Here is a 15,977-nt window from a genome sequence, read left to right as displayed (position 1 = left end):
GAAGAGCGGGGTAATTTCACATTTGAGTCTTTTCATCAGCGGCCATTCGTAGTAAAATATGTATATCTATGTCTATGTTCACCTAGGAGGTCAACCGCTATGGAGCTTTTCACCGCTGCCACCGCCACGCCCTCCGCCTCTCCCAACCTGTTTGAGCGAATACAGCAGGGTTGGGACAGCGCGGTCACCGGGGTTGGCTGGTTCTTCACCAATCTCTCCCCCGCCTTTGTGTTTGCACTGATGGGGATGGCCATTGTGGTGGCCTTTTTCGTGTATTACTGGTACTGCCTCAAGCCCCGGGCCAACTCCCTGGAGTGGATTGCCATGTCCGAGGCCCAGTCCCGGCGCAAGTCCATGAGCCTCACTCTGCCCTACACCCCCATGGAGCGGTGCGACTGGATTCCCCTGGTGTTGGTGACGGTGATCTACGCCATCACCGCCTTCTTCCAGCTGGGCAGTATGTCCGCCCCGGAGTCCTACGTGAAGTTCCAACAGGGGGACTCCTACACCTTCTCCTTCTCCCAGCCGGTAAAGGTGGACGAGATCTCCTTCTACACCTCTCTGGGCACTGGCACCTACCGTCTGGAGTACACCAACAACGGCTCGGACTGGAAGTGGGTGGACCTGGACCAGAACTACGCCACCTTATTTAAATGGGAGACCGTGGACTTAAACCAGATTCCCGAGGGCATGGACGTGGCCCCCATCACTCTGGAGGCCACCACCTTCCGCATCACCGCCACCACCGCTGACCGGACAGAAGGTGTGTGGCTGGCCGAGCTGGCCCTGTGGAGTGACGGCGAGCCTCTCACCCCCGATCACGTGGACGTGGGGGCTGAGGCCCTGTTTGACGAGCCGGAGGAGTGGACCACCAAGCAGACCTATATGAACTCCTCCTACTTCGACGAAATCTACCACCCCCGCACCGCTCTGGAGCATCGGAACAACATCTACCCCTATGAGGTCTCCCACCCGCCCCTGGGCAAGCTCATCATGTCCCTTGGCATCGCCCTCTTCGGCATGGTGCCCTTTGGCTGGCGATTTATGGGGACCCTGTTCGGGGTGCTCATGCTGCCCATCCTCTATGTGTTCCTGAAAAACTTCTTTGGCAAGACCCCGGTGGCCTTCTGCGGCACCTGTCTCTTCGCCTTTGACTTCATGCACCTGGTACAGACGCGCATCGGCACCATAGACACCTACGGGGTGTTCTTCATCCTGGTGTCCTACTACTTTATGTACCGCTGGCTGTGCTGCCCCGTGGGCTCTTCCCTGCGGAAAACCGCTGTGCCCCTGTTCCTGTGCGGACTGTTCTGGGGCATCGGCTGCGCCTGCAAGTGGACGGTGATCTACGCCGGGGCCGGTCTGGCAGTGATGTGGCTGCTGGGCCTGGTGTTCCGATACCGGGAGTGGAAGCTGGACCCCCAGGGCTTCGACTTCATCAGCTTCGTGCTGAGCACCACGTCCCTGTCCATCATCTTCTTTGTGCTCCTGCCCTCGGTGATCTACACCGCCTCCTACATCCCCTACGCCACTGCCCAGGGCAATCTCACCCTGGACAACCTGCTGAATGTGATGTGGAGCAACCAGGAGTTCATGCTCTCCTACCACCAGGGCGTCCACTCCACCCACCCCTACCAGTCCAGCTGGTATCAGTGGATTTTTGACGCCCGGCCCATCCTGTACTATCGGGACCTGGATTTGGCCAACACCGAGGGAGTCAAGAGTCTGTTTGCCTCCTTTAACAATCCCCTGGTGTCCTGGGCAGGCCTGCTGGCCTTCTTCGCCGTGCTCATCCAGACCATCCGCCGCAAGTGTGGACGGGGACTGTTCATCCTCATCGCCATTCTCTCTCAGTTCCTGCCTTGGCTGCCCATTGGCCGCACCCTGTTTGCCTATCACTACTTCCCCACCATCCTGTTCCTGGTCTTCGCCATCGCCTATCTGATGAACGACATGCTGGACCGGCACAAGAAGGGGGCCACCCTGGCCGTCTACGGCTTCACCGGGTGCACCGTGGCGGTGTACGCCATCTTCTACCCCGCCCTCACCGGACTGTATATCCCGCTGTGGTACAGCGAGGTGTTCCTGCGTTGGTTCCCCAGCTGGCCTCTATAATCCAAAGAAGTCCAAGGACTTCTTTGGAGAAGGTTTTGCATGGCGGATGTGGCTCGATTTCTTACGAAAAAGTCACCCCATCCGCCATGAGAAGTGTTATTTTCCCGGCACATGTCCGTGAAAATAACGTGATTCCGATTCTTTTCCCGCCTGCGGGCGGGAAAACTCTGCGAGGCTGATTCCCTGTGTATCTCTGTGATTCCCATACCCACACCCGTATTTCCTTTGACAGCACCGCTTCCCTGTCTGACATGATGGCCGCCGCCGTACAGGCGGGGGTCCAGGAGCTGTGCATCACCGACCACTGCGACCTGCTGGACGGAGACGGCAAGCCCACCCTCACCTTCCCCTGGCAGGAGGCTCTGGACCAGTACCACACCCGGGGGGACGCTCCCCTCACCGTGCGCCTGGGGCTGGAGCTGGGCTCCGCCCCCTACAATCCCCAGGCTGCCCGGGCCATTCTGGCCCAGGCCGGGGAGGAGCTGGACTTTGTGCTGGGCTCCCTCCACAACTGGATTGGGGCGCAGAACAACCAGGATTTCTACTTCACCAACTTCACCGCTGACCCCGGCCTGTGCCGCCAGGCGGTGGAAAACGCCCTCAGCCACACCTGGGCGCTGGTGAAGGAGTACCCGGATTGCTACGACTCCCTGGCCCACATCAACTATCCTCTGCGCTATATGGCCCGGGACGGACAGCACCTGACCCTGGAGCCCTTCCGGGACCAAGTGGAGGAGATCTTCCGCCAAGTAGCCGCCAGCGGCCACGCCCTGGAGGTAAACACCTGCCGGGGCATGTCCCTGGAGGAGTGGCTGCCTCTGCTGCGCTGGTTCAAGGACTGCGGGGGCGAGTATGTCACCGTGGGGTCGGACGCCCACCAGCCCGAGCACATGGCCCTGGGGATTCCCGAGGCCCTGGAGCTGCTGCGGGAGGCCGGGTTCTCCCACGTCACCACCTATCAGGGCCGCCGCCCTGTCTGTCACAAACTTTAAGGAAAAGGAGTCCTGAACATGAAAATTTCCATTGGCAGCGATCACGGCGCCTTCGCCATGAAAGAGCACCTCAAGCAGTACCTGACCGAACAGGGCCACCAGGTGGTGGACTGCGGCACCTACTCCACCGACAGCTGCGACTACGCCGATTTTGCCAAGGCTGCCGCCCAGCTGGTGGCCAGCGGCGACTGTGACCGGGGCATTGTCATGTGCACCACTGGCATTGGCATCTCCATCGCCGCCAACAAGGTCCGGGGCATCCGGTGCGCGCTGTGCAGCGAGCCCTATTCCGCCGAGATGACCCGCCGCCACAACGACGCCAACATGCTGGCCATGGGCGGCGCTCTCATCGGCCCCAACATGGCCGACCGCATTGTGGACGTGTTTTTGGGCACCGAGTTTGAGGGCGGCCGCCATGCGCGCCGTGTGGGTAAGATCATGGCCATCGAAAATGAGGCCTAATTTCCCAAACCCATCAAAAAGAGGTGTGAGCTTGGCCCACACCTCTTTCTTTATTTCACCCTCATGATGTTCTCATACCGTGTTTTTGCCGACTGATGCCCGCCAAAATACCGCCGCCAGAGTTCCCGGCGCTCCTCCCAGGTTCTCACCTGCTGTTGCAGTCCCTCCACATACTCCAACACCTTGCGGTGATACACCATCTCATAGGTGTGCCGGGCCTTTTCCGGTGTGATGTGGAACGCCCTGCCGATGGCCCGAAAGCTGGCGTTCTCCTCCTCCCGCATGGTGACCATGCGGGAAATCTCCTCTTCTCCCAGCTTCACCGGACAGGGCGGCAGTTTCTCTAACATCTCCTGGGGTGTCCCCGGCTCCCCCGCCCGATATGCCTCCAAAATCTCCCCATAGGTCTTGTCCAGATACCCACAGGCATAGGGATAATTTTGATAGCATTCCATGGCGGTGGAAAACACATTCCGCACCTGTGCGGTGTTCTCGTGGCCCAGGGCAATGGCTATGTGGCGAAGGTACAAGCGCACCTGTCGCACCTTCATTTTGGTGTACTGCTGCCGAACACGGGCGGGAGAGACACCCAATTGGCTGGCAATGGCGGTAAAACTCTGGTTTTGCTGCTCCCGGAGCAGCAAAATCTGATAGCCTGTTTTGTCCTCCTGTAAGGTGCTGTATGGAATGTCGTCCTGATAAAAATGATGTTCCATCGTTCTCGCCCCCTTCCTCTCCATTCTAGCAAAGGGAAGGCAACTTTTCCAAAACCGTTTCCGTGTTATTTACAACACACAAACCGTGTTATACAATACAAATGAAACGAAATCTACACTTAGGCGGGTGGTCGTGTGCTACGATTAAAACAACTGCGTGAGGAACGTCATCTCAGCCAAGCAGGGCTGGCTCTAAAACTCAATCTGTCTCAATCTACCGTCAGCGCCTACGAAGTGGGGGATCGAACCCCAGATTTGGAAACCCTCGTGGCGATTGCTCAATTTTTCGGCGTATCTCTGGACTATTTGGCCGGACTCACTGAGCAAAAGCGTCTCATGGCACAGAGCGATTTGACCCCGGAGGAGCTGGCACACCTGTATGCTTACCGCCAGTTGAATAGCCGCCAACAAGAGCGGGTGGAGGCTTATATGGATGGTCTGCGGGACAGAGGTTAATTTTCATCCACAGAACGCATAAAGGAGGAAGCAGGTGCTTCCTCCTTTTTCTCTTCCCTGCCCCCGGGCCGGAGAGATTGACCGTCTAACCTCACAGTCTCAGGCTTGCCAGCCTGGTGGGGACGCTCCCCGCTGGGGGTTCCTTTCTGCTGCCAGAAAGGAACCAAAGACCACCAAAGGCGGGGCCTTCCCCCGCCTTGTGGAATCCATCCCGCGGTACTGGGTGGAGGGTGCGCCCTTCTCTTCTCGGCCCTGGACTAGTTCATGCCACATAGATGGCTTTCCGTTCTATGGTTTCCACCTACTCCTCTGCTTGTGCTTCCTTCTACCCCCAGGGCCTTACCTTGGTAAGCCGCTGTTCCCAGCGGTCGGTGGCCTGGCTTCCGGCGGCGGGAACGCCGCTTCTCCAAGGTAGGCCCGGATATGGAAACCACCCAGCCATAGGGCCAGCCGCCCAGGGTGGCCTGGTGTGGTGGCAGTACTAGGAGCCACAGCAAGGGTGACGGGCCGAACCTAGACTTGACGCAGGCCCAGCCCCGTACCCCAGGGAGGTCCTTAGGGGGGAACGCCCTAAGCGATTCTTTCCCCGATTTCTCATCGGGGAGAAATCGGGCCCAGCGGAGCGTCCCCGGCGGGGGCGCTGGTCCGCACACGAGAAATCGGAGAAGCAAAAGTCCTTCATCCGCCCCGTGTCTTAGTTCTCCCCCTTCCTCTTCAAACGAAAAGCAACCATTTTCGGCTGCGAATCCAAAATGCAGCTAAAAACGGTTGCTTTTAAAGTTCAAAAAGGCCGGTGTCCGAAGACACCGGCCTTTTGAAACCTTATTGGGGCTATTTCTTAGTACATGCCGCCCATATCGGGAGCGGGAGCAGCGGGAGCGGGAGGCTCGGGCTTGTCGGCCACCAGGGCCTCGGTGGTCAGCAGGGTGGCGGACACAGAGGCGGCGTTCTCCAGAGCGGAACGGGTCACCTTGGTGGGGTCCACGATACCGCAGGAGATCATGTCGCAGTACTCCTCCTTGTAGGCGTCGAAGCCGTAGCCCACCTGGCCAGCGGTCTTCACCTTCTCCAGCACCACGGAGCCGTCGATGCCAGCGTTGGTGGCAATCTGCTTCATGGGCTCAGCCAGAGCCTTGGCGATGATCTTCACGCCGGTCTTCTCGTCACCCTCCACGGTGTCCAGCAGGGCCTCCACGGCGCCGATGGCGTTGACGTAGGCAGTGCCGCCGCCAGCCACAATGCCTTCCTCCACGGCGGCACGGGTGGCGTTGAGGGCGTCCTCAATGCGCAGCTTCTTCTCCTTCATCTCGGTCTCGGTGGCAGCACCCACGCGGATGATGGCCACGCCGCCAGCCAGCTTGGCCAGACGCTCCTGGAGCTTCTCCTTGTCGTACTCGGAGGTGGTGTTCTCGATCATGTGACGGATCTGAGACACACGGGCGGCGATGTTCTCGGTGGCGCCAGCGCCGTCCACGATGATGGTGTTCTCCTTGGACACCTTCACCTGACGGGCAGTGCCCAGCATGGTCAGGTTGGCTTCCTTCAGGTCCATGCCCATGTCGGTGGACACCACGGTGCCGCCGGTGAGGATGGCGATATCCTCCAGCATCTCCTTGCGGCGATCGCCGAAGCCGGGGGCCTTGATGCAGCACACATTCAGGGTGCCGCGCAGCTTGTTGACCAGCAGGGTGGACAGGGCGTCGCCCTCCACGTCCTCGGCGATGATCAGCAGCTTCTTACCGCTCTGCACCACCTGCTCCAGCAGGGGCAGCAGCTCCTGGATGGAGGAGATCTTCTTATCGGTGATGAGGATATAGGGGTCGTCCAGAACGGCCTCCATCTTCTCGGTGTCGGTGACCATGTAGGGGGTGATGTAGCCACGGTCCAGCTGCATGCCCTCCACAACCTCAGAGTAGGTCTCGGCGGTCTTGGACTCCTCCACGGTGATGACGCCGTCGTGGGAGACCTTCTCCATGGCCTCGGCGATCAGAGCGCCGATGGTGTCGTCGCCGGAAGAGATGGCGCCAACACGGGCGATGTCAGAGGTGCCGGAGACGGGCTTGGAATTCTTCTTGATCTCCTCGATGGCGGCGGTGGTGGCCTTGGCAATGCCCTTCTTCATGACCATGGGGTTGGCACCGGCGGCCAGGTTCTTCAGACCCTCACGGATGATGGCCTGAGCCAGCAGGGTGGCGGTGGTGGTACCGTCGCCGGCCACGTCGTTGGTCTTGGTGGAAACTTCCTTGACGATCTGAGCGCCCATGTTCTCGAAGGGGTCGTCCAGCTCAATCTCCTTGGCAATGCTCACACCGTCGTTGGTGATGAGGGGAGTGCCAAACTTCTTATCCAGCACCACGTTGCGGCCCTTGGGACCCATGGTGATCTTCACGGTATCAGCCAGCTGGTTGACGCCACGCTCCAGAGCGTGACGGGCTTCCTCGCCGTAGCAAATAATCTTAGCCATAATTCAATTACCTCCGTAAGAAAAACTCAATTAGTCCTCGACAATGGCCAGAATGTCATTCTGACGAACAATATTATACTCCTCGCCGTCCACTTTGACTTCGGTGCCGGAGTACTTGCTGGTGAGCACCTTGTCGCCCACCTTCACGGTCATGACGACTTCCTTGCCGTCCACCACGCCGCCGGGACCAACGGCCACAACTTCGGCCATCTCGGGCTTCTCCTTGGCGCTGGCGGTGAGAATGATGCCGCCCTTGGTGGTTTCCTGGGCCTCCATGGCCTTCAAGATCACGCGATCTGCCAGAGGTTTCAGAGTCATAATTGGTTCCTCCTTATATCAATCCAATGGTTTACGGTTTCATGGGTTAGCACTCATTTTACCCGAGTGCTAACTCTAGATAAGATAATAACTGTTTCACTCCAAAAAATCAACCCCTATTTTTGAGAAATAGAGGTTGAGTGAAAAAAATTCATCTTTTGTTCACAAGGCGACAGGGAGAGTGCTAATTTGCCTCTTCCATCCGGGGCTGATAACTGAGGCCCTGGGGGTAGAAGAAATTCACCTTCTTGTCGGATAGGCGGATGTGGTAGCGCTGCTCTCGCAGCACCTCTCCGTCCACCACCGCCACCAGGGGCTGGGGAGCGGTGATGGTGAACTCGGTGCCCTCCACCGCCGTAATCAAATCCGGGTGCTGACGATAGCGGCCCTTGGCGTACTCCCCCACCAGGCGGAAGAAGGTTCTGCGGCTGACCTTGGGCACCACCAGCATCTCCAGCCTGCCGTCGTCGGGGAGGTTGTCCCCCACGGGCATAAAGCCGCCGCCGTAATAGCGGCCATTGCACACGCATACAATGGCAGTCTGACCCTGGTAGGCGTACTCCCCCGCCTCCACCTGGGTCTGGCGGCTAATACCTTTAAATAAGACATTGGCCACCAGCGAGAGGATGTAGGCCCCAATGCCCCGCACCAGGGGCAGACGGCGGTACTTGTGCACGTCGGCGGCAATGCGGGCATCCACTCCCGCACAGAAGATATCCACCCCCAGCTTGCCGTTGCACTCCATCAGGTCAAGGGCCACCTGAGGGCCTCGGCTGAGCTCCTCCAGCTGGGAAAACTTCTCCTTGTTCTCCGGGCCGAAGATTTTCAAAAAGTCATTGCCGGTGCCCAGGGGCACGTTGGTCACCGCCACATGGTCAAAGCCCGCTGCCCCGTTGATGACCTCGTTTAAGGTGCCATCCCCGCCGCAGGCGTAAATGCGCAGGGGCTCGCCCCGCTGGGCGGCGGCCCGGGCGATCTCACAGGCCTCCTCCTGGCGCTGGGTGTGCACCACTTCACAGTCCAGGTCCAGCTCCTGAATCTGGTCCAGTAACTCATTTTCGTTCCCCGCTTTTCCGGCTGCGGGGTTGACGATAAATAAATGTTTCATCCCATTCTCTCTCCATCACTTCACGCCGTACTGGAACAGGTCGCACTTGAGCATGCCGTTGTACAGCTTCCGCTTCTTGTCCGCCTTTTTCCCGTAGGTGCGCTCAAACTCGGTGTGAGAGGACAGAATGGACACCTGCCAGCCGTCGGGGAACTTGTCCATGGCCCGGCCAAAGGCCCGGTACAGCTCCTCGGCCTCCCGCTTCTCCATCAGCCGCTCGCCGTAGGGGGGATTGGTGACCACTCGTCCCCGCAGGCCGCCCCAGTGGAACCGGGTGGCGTCCGCCACTTCAAAGGACACCACGTCGTCCACCTCGGCCAGCTGGGCGTTGTGCTGGGCCAGCTCCACCGCCTGGGGGTCGATGTCGCCGCCCCAGATCTCGTAGTTTCCGTCAAACTCCCCGTCCATGGCCTCGTCGGCGGCGTCCAGCCACAGCCCGGAGGGCAGCTGGGTCCACTTCTGGGAGGAGAAGGAGCGGCCCAGGCCAGGGGCCCGGTTCTTGGCGATGAGGGCGGCCTCAATGGCGATGGTACCGGAGCCGCAGAAGGGGTCGCAGAAGGGGTCCTTTCCCTTATAGCGGGACAGGGCCACCATGGCCGCCGCCAAAGTCTCCTTCAAGGGAGCGGCCACGCCCTGGGCCCGGTAACCCCGCTTGTACAGGCCCTCGCCGGAGGTGTCCAGCATCAGGGAGGCCCGGTCCTTGAAGATGGCAAACTGGACCTGGTACAGCACCCCCGTCTCCGGCAGGGTCTCCAGCCCGTACACCTTGCCCAGCCGCTTGGCAATGGCCTTTTTCACCATGGCCTGGCAGGTGGGCACGGCGTGGAGGGCGGAGTTGATGGCGTAGCCCTTCACCGGGAACTTGCCCTCCCGGGGGATGAACTCCTCCCAGGGCAGAGCGTAGGTGCCCTCAAAGAGGGCCTCAAAGTTGGGGGCCATAAACTCCCCCAGGAGAATGAGCACTCTTGCGCCGGTGCGCAGGTTCAGATTCAGCCGGGGAATGTCCTTCTTGGTGCCGGTGCACAGCACCCGGCCGTTTTCCGCCCGCACGTCGGCAAGGCCCAGCTTCTTCACCTCATAGCTCACCAGGCTCTCCACCCCCAGCAGGGTGGGAATGACAAATTGCAGTTTCCCGTCCATATTCCATCCTCTCCGGGGGTTTCCCCTGTCGTCTTCAAATGGTCATAATCTTTTTTATTATACCCAATTTGACACCCCATGACAAGGATAATAATTTTTTGATATTTTGCTTAATGGTTACAAATTGTAGTGGTATCGCTGAAAGGCATGTGCTATACTACCCCCAAAGGAGGTGACCAGTATGGACACTGTTTATCAAATTGTCTGGCTGGCGCTGCTGATTATCTTCGCGGTCGCCGAAGCCGCCACCGTGGGCCTGACTTCCGTGTGGTTTGCCATCGGTTCTCTGGGTGCGCTGGTGTGTGCCCTGGCCGGAGGAAACATCTGGCTGCAACTGGGCATTTTCATTGTGCTCTCCCTGGTGTGTCTGGTGGCCCTGCGCCCCCTGGCAAAAAAATATCTGAATAACCGGGTGGAGCCCACCAACGCTGACCGGGTCATTGGGCAAGAGGCCCGGGTCACCCAGGACATTGACAACATCCAGGGCACCGGCGCCGTCACCATCGGCGGTGTCACCTGGACCGCTCGCAGTGAGCACGACACCCCCATCCCCGCCGGGGCCATGGTACGGGTGCTGCGCATAGAAGGTGTCAAAGTTATGGTTGAAAAGAGTAAGGAGGAAGTTAAATGAACGATTTGTTGGCTATTGCCATCCCGGTGGCCGTGATCATCATCATTCTGCTGGTCATTGCCGCCAACGTCAAGGTAGTCCCCCAGTCCAAGGCCATGGTTGTGGAGCGTTTGGGCGCGTTCCGTGCCGTGTGGAGCGTGGGTCTCCACTTCAAGATTCCCTTTATTGAGCGCGTGGCCAAAATGGTCTCCCTGAAAGAGCAGGTTGTGGACTTTGCGCCCCAGCCCGTCATCACCAAGGACAACGTCACCATGCAGATCGACACCGTCCTGTATTTCCAGATCACCGACCCCAAGCTGTATACCTACGGCGTGGAGCAGCCCCTGAGCGCCATTGAGAACCTCACCGCCACCACCCTGCGTAACATCATCGGCGACCTGGAGCTGGACCAGTCCCTCACCAGCCGTGACCACATCAACACCCAGATGCGCTCCATTCTGGACGAAGCCACCGACCCCTGGGGCATCAAGGTCAACCGCGTGGAGCTGAAGAACATCATGCCTCCCCGGGACATTCAGGAGTCCATGGAGAAACAGATGCGTGCCGAGCGCGAGCGCCGGGAAGCCATCCTCCAGGCCGAGGGCCAGAAGCAGTCTCAGATTCTGGTGGCTGAGGGCGAGAAGCAGTCCGCCATTCTCCGGGCTGACGCCGCCAAGCAGGCCAAGATCATGCAGGCCGAGGCCGAAAAGACCGCCCGTATCCTGGCCGCCGAGGCGGAGAGCGAGGCCATTTTGAAGGTGCAGCAGGCCACCGCCGACGCTTTGAAGCTGTTGAACGAGGCCGCCCCCAACTCCGAAGTGCTCCAGCTCAAGGCTCTGGAGGCCTTCCAGAAGGCCGCCGACGGCCGGGCCACCAAGATCATCATTCCCAGCGAGATTCAGGGACTGGCTGGCCTGTGCGCCTCTGCCAAGACGGTGTTTGACTCCGTCACCCCCAATCCCGCCGCCCCGGCTCCCACCCAGAAGGCTCCTACCCCCAAGCCCTGAGGAAGGCCAGGACTTCCCCATAAGACAACACCCACAGCAACGCTCCTGGAATCGCTGGGATTCCAGGAGCGTTTATCGTGTCGAACCAGTTCGACACGATTCTCAAAAATGCCAGCATTTTTTCGAAGAGTTACAGCCCGCTGCATGCATAATCGGGTCAAAGGACGACCCGATTCCACACTGGCGGGCTGAGAAGTGTTTTTTCCGATGCACATGTCCCCGGAAAAAACGGATTTTAATTTATTTTCCCGCCAGCAGGCAGGAAAACTCTGCCGAGGGCTTTTTGTCGCTGCGATTTGTCGTTATCCATTTTATTTTGACGTTGCCGTCACAAAACCCCATTTTCAATACATGTATAGAGGAAGGTGACACGGAATGTTGTATGACGTTGTCCCCATTCAGACCCGTTATCGAGGCATTGGGCGGTGTCTGGACGGTGCCGATTTTTACCCCAACGAGTCCAAGAAAGAGTTTTCCCAGCTGCTGGACCAGTACGCGCAATCCCTGGACCAGTGGCAGAATCCCCCTTCCCAACAGGGGCTGGCCAAAATGATGGAGCTTTGCTCCCTGCTGCGGCAATTCCATTTCCCCTGTGAGGTGATCGTGTACGACTCCACCCCCTTGGAGCGGGCTTACGGCTATGGGCTGGAGTTTCTGGGGGTGGACGTGGCCCACAATCTGGAGGAGTCTCTGCTGTATGGTGAAGTGCCCAACGAAGCGGAGGAGTTTCTCAACGAGCACGGCCTGTGCCCCCGCACCGAGGATGTGGCACAGATTCTCCCGCTGCTGGACTGCGACGATGACGAGAAGGACTGGGCCCCCTGCTATGTGTACGCCGTCTCCATCCAGAGAAACACCGGCCCCCGGGACATTCCAGATATCTACCGGAAGCCCCTGCAAAAGGAGATCATGCACCTGCATTTTGACAGCGTATACCGGGACCTGTCCATGGTGTCCTATGAGTTCTCCTTTGACCACCTGTCCCACGACTTTCCCAAGGTCAACAGCCTGACCATGTACGCGTTCCTCATGTACGTCATCTCCCAGGAGGAGAGCCCGGACAAACACCTGACCATCTGCAACTACCTGACCTTCATGGAGCCCACGATCCTGGGGGCAGATGCCCTCATCCACTGGCACCTCACCCGTGCGCTGGAACTTGACCCGGGAAACCGGGAGGTACTGCGCTGGATTCTCTCGGTCTATGACAGAAACCCGGACTGTCCCTTCTCCCAGGCGCAGCTGGAGGAATACCGCCGGACCCTTAAAGGCACACAAACAGGAGGAGATAATCTATGAATGTACGCTTACACGGAATTCTCCCCGAAGGACTGGGGATGCACTTTATGCACCATGGAAACCGGATGGATTTGTCCCCGGACACTCCGGTGGAAGTAGACGTGGCGGAGGGTGAGACCCTCACCCTGGTCCAAGACCCGCCCTTAACCAGCAAATGGAAGGTCTTGGCCGCCCTGGGCATTGTGATCACCGCACCATTACAGGCTGCCCTGCATTTCGGCGACACCAAATGGGATGACGTGATGCCCTACCGCCTGGGGGCTGTGCTCCGCCCCACCAAAGACGGCTCTTGCACCGTCCAAGTCACCAAGTCGAACAAAGCCCTGCATCCCCCCAAGCTGGAGATCACGGGGGATGGGGTGGCCCTGGAAAAGTCCACCTGTGAGCCGGTTCCCCAAGTGCTCCATCAGGCATTTTTCATCCATATGTGCCGTGTGTTTGGGATGCTCCTGTGGGCCCTGGTCCTGTTTGGTGCACTCTTGTATGTTGCCGTAACGCATCAGATTTATGGGGCCGCAGCCATCTGCGCCGTGGTAGCTCTGGCCCTGGTGCTGGTGTGCGGGTACATCGGCATGGATAGCCGAAAGGTGCTCCGCCAAGATCTGGAGCGTTTGGGGAAAATTGGCGGGAAACACGCAAACACATAAGGAGGTCTGACATGACTGATCTCAACACCGCTCTACAGGATGTCTATGCTTCCGTGATTCGCCGCTTTCATGTGGATTTACCCAATAAAAAGGTAGAATTTGATTTGGAATCCACCGACTACGGCACTACCACCACCCACAAACTCACCTTTATAGGCTGTATCTCATGTCTGTGGGTGGAAAAGAGGAAAGACGACAGCACCTTTGATTTTCAGGCCTGCAACTACTACGAATTGACCTCGGTCCTGGTCCGTACCACCACCGCCACCTCCACAGACCCATGGCTCCAGCAATATCCCCTGGAATACAACATTGCGGTGGAAATTTGGGAGTCTGCGCTGCTGCTCCACGCCCAAGAGGTGTGTATGGATGGATTTCATTTTCCCATTCCCGAATTGGACAAGGTTACCGGATAGGAGGTGCACCATTGCTACAACTCCAACGGGACAAAGACGGCCTTCAAATCCCTTTGGGCCGCGCCTCTCAGCAGGAAAAAGCGGCCCTGATGGACCGCATTCTTGCCGCTCTGTCCGACTCTGACCATCTGCAATTTCTCATTTGGATGAGCGGACTAGAAGGAACCTTGGATGATGTTCTAAAAGACATCCCCACCCAAAACTACCACTATGACCGGGAAGAAACAGGCCGCTTCTTCACCAAAAAGCTGGCAACTCTTCGTCTCTGGACCCGCCACAAGGAGGACATGGTCACTCTGGCCACCTATTTTGGCGCTTTGAATGAAGGCTATATCCATGTGGACGTGCTGGACTCTGGAGACGAGGTGGATATCTCCACCCTTCCCCAGGAAACTTTGGAGGCATATGTCTTACCCAAACGGCGATTGGCATTTGTGGTAGAGCCGGACGGTGACCTGCTCCAGGTCCAGTATTGTCGAGACGCCGCAGACTTCCACGCCATTGCCGCCGCCATTCATCCCATGCACACCTGAATTTCGGGAGGACGATGATATGCAGCAATTACAGTTGAAACATATCTACAAGTATCCGGCATACGATCTGGTGCCCTCCCCCGATGGCAAATTTCTAGCCGTGTCAGGGGATCGGTGTATTCGCATCTTCTCTCTTCCCGCCCTGGCTCTGGAGAAAACCATTTATGTGCGCGACCCCAGCTCCATGGCCTATCTACACGACGGCTCCCTGCTGATCCTCAATACCACCGGGGGCTTGTTCCACTGGCGGGACAACACCCTCCACTCGCTGGGCCATTGGCCGGATCACCTGTGGAGGGAACGGCCCATCTTCCGCTGTGGGCCGGACAGCGTCGTCTTGGGGTACGATGAGGGCGTGTGTCGGTACTGCCTTTCCACGGGACAGTTTACCCCCATCTATACCTGCCCAGACAAATTCCTGTATTTCGCCGGGGTGTCAGATGGTCTGCTCCACTTCCTGATCCATGATAGGGGAAAAAACTGGGACTTTCCCTCCTATGTGGTGATGGACCCACAGGGTACGATACACAGCTGTTCGCTGGTAGACCGCAAAATTGACTGTCGGAACACCTCACGGCCAGGAATTGTAGACGGGGGATATCTTGCCATGACCTTCTTCGGTAAACACCCCATCTTAGGGGGAAGTGTCCTGTATCTCATTTCCCCGGATGGTCATACCACGGAGATTGACTTACCGAAACATTTCCGCTGTTCCCCCTGTATCTCTGTGGTGGGCTCCAGCCGCTATCTGGCCATTCCCAACGACTTTCACCATGATCTCACCATTCTGGACCGCAAAGATGTGAGCACCCGGTTTTATATTTCCACGGAGGAGTTGCACCACACCAGTAAAATCACCTGGCTCTCCGACTGTCTCTTCTTGTCTGATACGGAATTTTTGGTCGGGACTTGGACCAGATTGTTCCGGTATGAGATCACAGAACAGCCCTAACCTATTTGTGAGGTGTTCCCTTTGATTCGTTTCATCACTCCCCAAGGGGACCATAACCTCTATCTGGAACAGCAAAAACTGCTGGCACAGGCTGAGGCCCAACCCGGTCCCGAGCCCCTGCTCCGTCTGGCGTTGCTGTTGGATTTCCCACCCATTGCAGACTATGAATCCGCCATAGAACTTCTGTGGCAGACTTGGCTTCAATTCCAAGATGCCAGGGCCATCCTCCTAGGGGCCTACATGGGCCTGATGGAGGGCTCTGGCATTGGAGCGTCCTTTTCTGCTGTATTGCAGGACGGGCTATCCCAGGCCTCCCCCAAGCTCCAAGCCTGTGGGGCATACCTGCTGGCCAAACAAATCCAAATGTGGTCCACCGGAGAGACTGCCCAGGCGACTGCCCTTTTGGAGCGGTCCATTTCCCTCTGCCCAGACACCGTGACTCCCTATCTGGATTTGGCTCGGCTGCGCCCCCGGCAACGTCAGACACTGCTGGAAACGGCCCGGACTAAGGTACAGCGGGTGTACTCCGTATCCCAGCTGGAGGAAATGCCGCTGGAAGCACTTCTCTCTCCAGACCGGATGATCGACGAAATTCTAGGTATCGAATGTAGCGAAATCACGGTTCCAGAAATCAAATAATTTACTTGTTTCGAGAATTTCTGGTCTTCCTAGCCCAGAAGTGTCTAGACTTACGAAACCTGTGACCGCATGCATAACCACAACCAGGCAGGAGAACCCAAAA

17 protein-coding genes are annotated in these 15,977 nt (G+C 58.1%); 12 read left to right on the top strand and 5 right to left on the bottom strand.

All coding sequences use genetic code 11. The annotated features are described in order from the left end of the window. Positions 1-99 precede the first annotated feature (99 nt). From B5F98_RS02325 to rpiB, 3 genes are all read left to right on the top strand, one after another. Positions 100-2,115 (top strand): glycosyltransferase family 39 protein, encoded by a 2,016-nt coding sequence (locus B5F98_RS02325; RefSeq protein ID WP_087369440.1) that lies wholly within the window; start codon positions 100-102, stop codon positions 2,113-2,115. A 185-nt stretch (positions 2,116-2,300) separates the two neighbouring features. Further along, positions 2,301-3,107, top strand: a complete 807-nt coding sequence (locus B5F98_RS02320; RefSeq protein ID WP_087369439.1) for a PHP domain-containing protein — start codon at positions 2,301-2,303, stop codon at positions 3,105-3,107. Positions 3,108-3,125: 18 nt separating this feature from the next. Continuing rightward, positions 3,126-3,569: a ribose 5-phosphate isomerase B gene (gene rpiB / locus B5F98_RS02315; RefSeq protein ID WP_087369438.1), complete on the top strand. Its 444-nt coding sequence runs from the start codon at positions 3,126-3,128 to the stop codon at positions 3,567-3,569. A gap of 50 nt (positions 3,570-3,619) precedes the next feature. Here rpiB and B5F98_RS02310 read toward each other — a convergent pair whose 3' ends face one another. Then, positions 3,620-4,285: an AsnC family protein gene (locus B5F98_RS02310; protein ID WP_087369437.1), complete on the bottom strand. Its 666-nt coding sequence runs from the start codon at positions 4,283-4,285 to the stop codon at positions 3,620-3,622. 135 nt (positions 4,286-4,420) lie between these two features. Between B5F98_RS02310 and B5F98_RS02305 the strand changes: the two genes are divergently transcribed. Beyond that, positions 4,421-4,741 (top strand): helix-turn-helix transcriptional regulator, encoded by a 321-nt coding sequence (locus tag B5F98_RS02305; RefSeq protein ID WP_087369436.1) that lies wholly within the window; start codon positions 4,421-4,423, stop codon positions 4,739-4,741. 838 nt (positions 4,742-5,579) lie between these two features. Here the strand turns inward: B5F98_RS02305 and groL are convergent. The 4 genes from groL to B5F98_RS02285 form a co-directional block, all read right to left on the bottom strand. Beyond that, entirely contained in the window at positions 5,580-7,205 is a 1,626-nt protein-coding gene (gene groL / locus B5F98_RS02300) for a chaperonin GroEL (protein WP_087369435.1), read from the bottom strand. 30 nt (positions 7,206-7,235) lie between these two features. Further along, positions 7,236-7,523 carry a co-chaperone GroES gene (locus B5F98_RS02295; protein WP_087232017.1) on the bottom strand — a complete coding sequence of 96 codons (288 nt, stop codon included), beginning with the start codon at positions 7,521-7,523 and terminating at the stop codon, positions 7,236-7,238. A 184-nt stretch (positions 7,524-7,707) separates the two neighbouring features. Next, the gene (locus B5F98_RS02290) at positions 7,708-8,631 is read right to left on the bottom strand and encodes a diacylglycerol kinase family protein (RefSeq protein ID WP_087369434.1); all 924 of its coding nucleotides are present in this window, start codon (positions 8,629-8,631) and stop codon (positions 7,708-7,710) included. Positions 8,632-8,646: 15 nt separating this feature from the next. Next, positions 8,647-9,771, bottom strand: a complete 1,125-nt coding sequence (locus B5F98_RS02285; RefSeq protein ID WP_087369433.1) for a class I SAM-dependent RNA methyltransferase — start codon at positions 9,769-9,771, stop codon at positions 8,647-8,649. Between the two features lie 181 nt (positions 9,772-9,952). Here B5F98_RS02285 and B5F98_RS02280 point away from each other — a divergent pair, with 181 nt between their 5' ends. The 8 genes from B5F98_RS02280 (at position 9,953) to B5F98_RS02245 (ending at position 15,874) form a co-directional block, all read left to right on the top strand. Then, positions 9,953-10,402 carry an NfeD family protein gene (locus B5F98_RS02280; RefSeq protein ID WP_087369432.1) on the top strand — a complete coding sequence of 150 codons (450 nt, stop codon included), beginning with the start codon at positions 9,953-9,955 and terminating at the stop codon, positions 10,400-10,402. Beyond that, the gene (locus B5F98_RS02275) at positions 10,399-11,388 is read left to right on the top strand and encodes an SPFH domain-containing protein (protein WP_087369431.1); all 990 of its coding nucleotides are present in this window, start codon (positions 10,399-10,401) and stop codon (positions 11,386-11,388) included. The genes B5F98_RS02280 and B5F98_RS02275 overlap by 4 nt, the downstream gene beginning before the upstream one ends. 375 nt (positions 11,389-11,763) lie before the next feature. Next, positions 11,764-12,687, top strand: coding sequence for a hypothetical protein (locus tag B5F98_RS02270; RefSeq protein WP_087369430.1), 924 nt, complete (start codon positions 11,764-11,766; stop codon positions 12,685-12,687). Next, positions 12,684-13,334, top strand: a complete 651-nt coding sequence (locus B5F98_RS02265) for a hypothetical protein (protein WP_087369429.1) — start codon at positions 12,684-12,686, stop codon at positions 13,332-13,334. The genes B5F98_RS02270 and B5F98_RS02265 overlap by 4 nt, the downstream gene beginning before the upstream one ends. Positions 13,335-13,345: 11 nt before the next feature. After that, positions 13,346-13,750 (top strand): hypothetical protein, encoded by a 405-nt coding sequence (locus B5F98_RS02260; RefSeq protein ID WP_087369428.1) that lies wholly within the window; start codon positions 13,346-13,348, stop codon positions 13,748-13,750. Positions 13,751-13,761: 11 nt separating this feature from the next. Next, positions 13,762-14,283 carry a hypothetical protein gene (locus B5F98_RS02255; protein WP_087369427.1) on the top strand — a complete coding sequence of 174 codons (522 nt, stop codon included), beginning with the start codon at positions 13,762-13,764 and terminating at the stop codon, positions 14,281-14,283. Between the two features lie 19 nt (positions 14,284-14,302). Beyond that, the gene (locus B5F98_RS02250) at positions 14,303-15,235 is read left to right on the top strand and encodes a hypothetical protein (protein WP_087369426.1); all 933 of its coding nucleotides are present in this window, start codon (positions 14,303-14,305) and stop codon (positions 15,233-15,235) included. Between the two features lie 21 nt (positions 15,236-15,256). Beyond that, entirely contained in the window at positions 15,257-15,874 is a 618-nt protein-coding gene (locus B5F98_RS02245) for a hypothetical protein (RefSeq protein WP_087369425.1), read from the top strand. Positions 15,875-15,977: the final 103 nt, after the last annotated feature.

It is taken from the genome of Pseudoflavonifractor sp. An44 (assembly GCF_002161675.1).
GTDB classification, from domain to species: domain Bacteria; phylum Bacillota; class Clostridia; order Oscillospirales; family Oscillospiraceae; genus Enterenecus; species Enterenecus faecium.
Note: the sequence above shows the minus strand (reverse complement) of the source record. Positions and strands in the feature narration are given on the sequence as shown.